This is a genomic window from Streptomyces sp. NRRL WC-3618, from assembly GCF_001280005.1.
GTDB lineage: Bacteria > Actinomycetota > Actinomycetes > Streptomycetales > Streptomycetaceae > Streptomyces.
This window is the reverse complement of sequence record NZ_LGDW01000161.1, coordinates 1-4,468: the sequence shown is the minus strand read 5'-3', so window position 1 is coordinate 4,468 and position 4,468 is coordinate 1. Positions and strand designations below refer to the sequence as shown.

Here is a 4,468-nt window from a genome sequence, read left to right as displayed (position 1 = left end):
GCCTGGGCCTGGGCTGTAGGTGCGGTGGGGGCGGGTGGGTGGGAGAGAAGCCAGGGCTGGACGGGCCTTGTCCTCAAGCGCCGGACGGGCTGGGATGTCCGGGCCTGGGCTGTAGACGCGGTGGGGGCGGGTAGGTGGGAGAGAAGATGGCGCTGGACCTTGTCCTTACGCGTCCGTCGGGCTGAGTTGTCAGATGTCGGCCGGGGCGTAGGGGGCCGAAGAGGGGAGGCCCAGGTCTGAGGGGAGTAGGGAGGCTACCCAGCAGTCTCGGCGTACTCCCTTGTTGTTGATTGCCGAGCGCAGGGTGCCCTCCATGGTGAAGCCGGCTCGTTCCGCCGCTGTTCGGGACGCCGTGTTGCCTACTTCCGCCCTCCACTCCACGCGGTCCACCGACAGGTGGGTGAAGGCCCAGCGGGCGGCGGTGATCGTGGCTTCCGTGATGTAGCCGTTGCCCCGGTGGGCCTTGTCGGCCCAGAAGCCGACTTCGCTCACGCTCAGGGAGCGCATGGTCAGGGCGAGCATGCCCACCAGTTCCTCCCCTTCGGGGAGGAAGACACCGAACGTGAACATCGAGCCGTCCGCCCAGCCGTCGGGCACCAGCTGGGAGGTGAAGCCACGGGCGTGCTCGGGCAGGTAGGGCGACGGGATCGTCGTCCAGCGCTGGATGTCGGGGTCCTGCACCGCGGCGTACACGGCGTCGGTGTCGTGGGGGCCGACCGTGCGCAGGAGCAGGCGGGCCGTGGTGAGCGTGACGGGGTCCATCGGCCGATTCTGCTCGGGGTGTGAGGAGGGCGCCATCCCTTTTGCCGTGCGTGAGTTCGTGATCACAATTCGTGCAATTCGTGGGTGCGGTGCGGCACCATCCGTGACTCCCGGCCGTTCTCCTTATGGCTGTCCCCCTGGCAGACCTCCCGGCTTGGCGGGGGCTCGCATACGATGGCCGTTGCTCAGTTAAGACAATGGAAACCGACCGTCCCAGGCCCGACCGGCAAGGAGACCAACCCCCGTGTCCGTCCTCTCAAAGATCATGCGTGCAGGCGAAGGCAAAATCCTGCGCAAGCTGCACCGCATCGCGGACCAGGTCAACTCCATCGAAGAGGACTTCGTCGACCTCTCCGACGCCGAGCTGCGGGCCCTCACCGATGAGTACAAGCAGCGGTACGCCGACGGTGAGAGCTTGGACGACCTGCTGCCCGAGGCTTTCGCCACCGTGCGCGAGGCCGCCAAGCGCGCCCTCGGTCAGCGTCATTACGACGTGCAGATCATGGGTGGCGCAGCCCTCCACCTCGGCTATGTCGCCGAGATGAAGACCGGCGAGGGCAAGACCCTGGTCGGTACCCTGCCGACGTATTTGAACGCCCTCTCCGGGGACGGTGTTCACCTCATCACGGTCAACGACTACCTGGCTGAGCGCGACTCCGAGATGATGGGTCGCGTCCACAAGTTCCTGGGGCTGACCGTCGGCTGCATCCTCGCCAACATGACGCCGGCCCAGCGGCGCGAGCAGTACAGCTGTGACATCACGTACGGCACGAACAACGAGTTCGGCTTCGACTACCTGCGCGACAACATGGCCTGGTCGCAGGACGAACTCGTCCAGCGCGGCCACAACTTCGCCGTGGTCGACGAGGTCGACTCGATCCTCATCGACGAGGCCCGTACGCCGCTGATCATCTCCGGCCCGGCCGACCAGGCCACCAAGTGGTACGGCGACTTCGCGAAGCTGGTCACCCGCCTCAAGCGCGGCGAGACGGGCAACCCCCTCAAGGGCATCGAGGAGACCGGCGACTACGACGTCGACGAGAAGAAGCGCACCGTCGCCATCCACGAGTCGGGTGTCGCCAAGGTCGAGGACTGGCTGGGCATCGACAACCTGTACGAGTCGGTGAACACGCCGCTGGTGGGCTACCTGAACAACGCCATCAAGGCCAAGGAGCTCTTCAAGAACGACAAGGACTACGTCGTCATCGACGGCGAAGTCATGATCGTCGACGAGCACACCGGCCGTATCCTCGCCGGCCGCCGCTACAACGAGGGCATGCACCAGGCGATCGAGGCGAAGGAAGGGGTGGACATCAAGGACGAGAACCAGACCCTGGCGACCATCACCCTCCAGAACTTCTTCCGCCTCTACTCCAAGCTCTCAGGCATGACCGGTACGGCCATGACCGAGGCCGCCGAGTTCCACCAGATCTACAAGCTCGGTGTCGTCCCGATCCCGACCAACCGTGACATGGTCCGCAAGGACCAGTCCGACCTGATCTACCGCACCGAGGTCGCGAAGTTCGAGGCGGTTGTCGACGACATCGCGGAGAAGCACGAGAAGGGTCAGCCGATCCTCGTCGGCACGACCTCGGTGGAGAAGTCCGAGTACCTGTCGCAGCAGCTCTCCAAGCGCGGCATCCAGCACGAAGTGCTGAACGCCAAGCAGCACGACCGGGAGGCGACCATCGTCGCCCAGGCCGGCCGCAAGGGCGCCGTCACGGTCGCGACCAACATGGCCGGTCGCGGTACGGACATCAAGCTCGGCGGCAACCCCGACGACCTCGCCGAGGCGGAGCTGCGGCAGCGCGGCCTCGACCCCGAGGAGCACATCGAGGAGTGGGCCGCGGCCCTGCCGGCCGCCCTGGAGCGGGCCGAGAAGGCGGTGAAGGCCGAGTTCGAGGAGGTCAAGGACCTCGGCGGGCTGTACGTCCTCGGTACCGAGCGGCACGAGTCCCGGCGGATCGACAACCAGCTGCGCGGTCGTTCCGGACGTCAGGGCGACCCCGGCGAGTCACGGTTCTACCTCTCCCTCGGCGACGATCTCATGCGGCTGTTCAAGGCCCAGATGGTCGAGCGCGTCATGTCGATGGCGAACGTTCCGGACGACGTGCCGATCGAGAACAAGATGGTCACCCGTGCCATCGCCTCCGCCCAGTCGCAGGTCGAGACGCAGAACTTCGAGACCCGCAAGAACGTCCTCAAGTACGACGAGGTCCTCAACCGGCAGCGCGAGGTCATCTACGGCGAGCGGCGCCGCGTCCTGGAGGGCGAGGATCTGCACGAGCAGGTCCAGCACTTCATGGACGACACCATCGACGCGTACATCAGCGCGGAGACGTCCGAAGGCTTCGCCGAGGAATGGGACGTGGACCGGCTGTGGGGCGCCTTCAAGCAGCTCTACCCGGTCAAGGTCACCGTCGACGAGCTGGAGGAGGCGGCCGGCGACCGTGCGGGGCTGACCGCCGAGTTCATCTCCGAGTCGATCAAGGACGACATCCACGCCCAGTACGCGGCGCGTGAGGAGCAGCTCGGCTCCGAGATCATGCGTGAGCTGGAGCGCCGGGTCGTGCTGTCGGTCCTCGACCGCAAGTGGCGCGAGCACCTCTACGAGATGGACTACCTCCAGGAGGGCATCGGTCTGCGCGCCATGGCGCAGAAGGACCCGCTGGTCGAGTACCAGCGTGAGGGCTTCGACATGTTCACCGCCATGATGGAGGGCATCAAGGAGGAGTCCGTCGGCTACCTGTTCAACCTGGAGGTCCAGGTCGAGCAGCAGGTCGAGGAGGTCCCGGTCGCGGACGCCACGCCGTCGCTGGACAAGGGCACCGAGGACGCGGTGCCCGCGCGGGCGAGTGCCGGTTCCCGGCCCGAGATCCGCGCCAAGGGGCTCGACGCTCCGCAGCGGCCGGACCGGCTGCACTTCTCCGCGCCGACCGTGGACGGCGAGGGCGGCGTCATCGAGGGCGACCTCGTCGGGGACGACGACGAGGTGCGGTCCGAGGCGGACGGGCTCACGCGCGCGGAGCGGCGCAAGCAGCAGCGCAGCGGGCGTCGGCGTAAGAAGTAAGCAGCAGCAGGAGTAAGCAGCAGCAGGAGTAAGCGTGACGCAGGCGGTCGGCGGTGAGTTCGTCGTAGGCGCTGTGTGACGTTCTGCGTGAAGGGCCGGGCATCCCACGAGGGTGGCCGGCCCTTCCGCGTGCCGGGTGTCTAGTCGTCCGCCGTGTGGGGCCTGCGGGGGCCGCCCAGTTCGACGGCCGTGCAGCGCCAGCGGAAGTCCCGGCCCAGTTCCAGGCGGAAGGCCATCGCACGCAGCTGGTCGCCGGCGCCGATGCGGGCGAAGGCCTCCAGGGCGCCTCGGCTGGGTTCGAAGTAGCCGACGTCGCGGACGACCGGGCGGGCGCCGCGGGTACGCAGGGGGCCGCGTGCGGCGAGCCAGGCCAGTTCGTCGTAGGCGCGGCCCACGGTGTGGCGGAGCATGCTGTGGACGGGGCGTTCGCCGCTCAGGACGGCCAGGAGGCGGTCGGCGAAGAGGTCGGTGGGGCGAGGCTGCGGGAGAGCGCGAGGGGTGGTGGCCTCGGGGAGGGGCGTGCGGGAGGTGCCGCCGGCCGGGGGTGTGCGGTGCGGGGTGCGGCCGGGGCGGCGGGTTTCCCTGCGTACCGGTGGGCGGGAGGGGGTGTCGCGGGCTCTCCTGGTCATCACCTTG

The 4,468-nt window shown here is 67.9% G+C and carries 3 protein-coding genes; 1 reads left to right on the top strand and 2 read right to left on the bottom strand.

Annotated features, from left to right (window positions below; translation table 11 throughout):
- Positions 1-189: 189 nt before the first annotated feature.
- Positions 190-762, bottom strand: a complete 573-nt coding sequence (locus ADL01_RS17385; protein WP_053742914.1) for a GNAT family N-acetyltransferase — start codon at positions 760-762, stop codon at positions 190-192.
- Positions 763-1,006: 244 nt separating this feature from the next.
- Between ADL01_RS17385 and secA the strand changes: the two genes are divergently transcribed.
- Complete coding sequence (gene secA, locus ADL01_RS17380; protein ID WP_053742913.1) at positions 1,007-3,832, top strand: preprotein translocase subunit SecA; 2,826 nt, start codon at positions 1,007-1,009, stop codon at positions 3,830-3,832.
- 140 nt (positions 3,833-3,972) lie between these two features.
- Here the strand turns inward: secA and ADL01_RS17375 are convergent.
- The coding region (locus ADL01_RS17375; protein ID WP_063783536.1) for an Rv3235 family protein at positions 3,973-4,468 on the bottom strand (496 nt) is incomplete at its 5' end.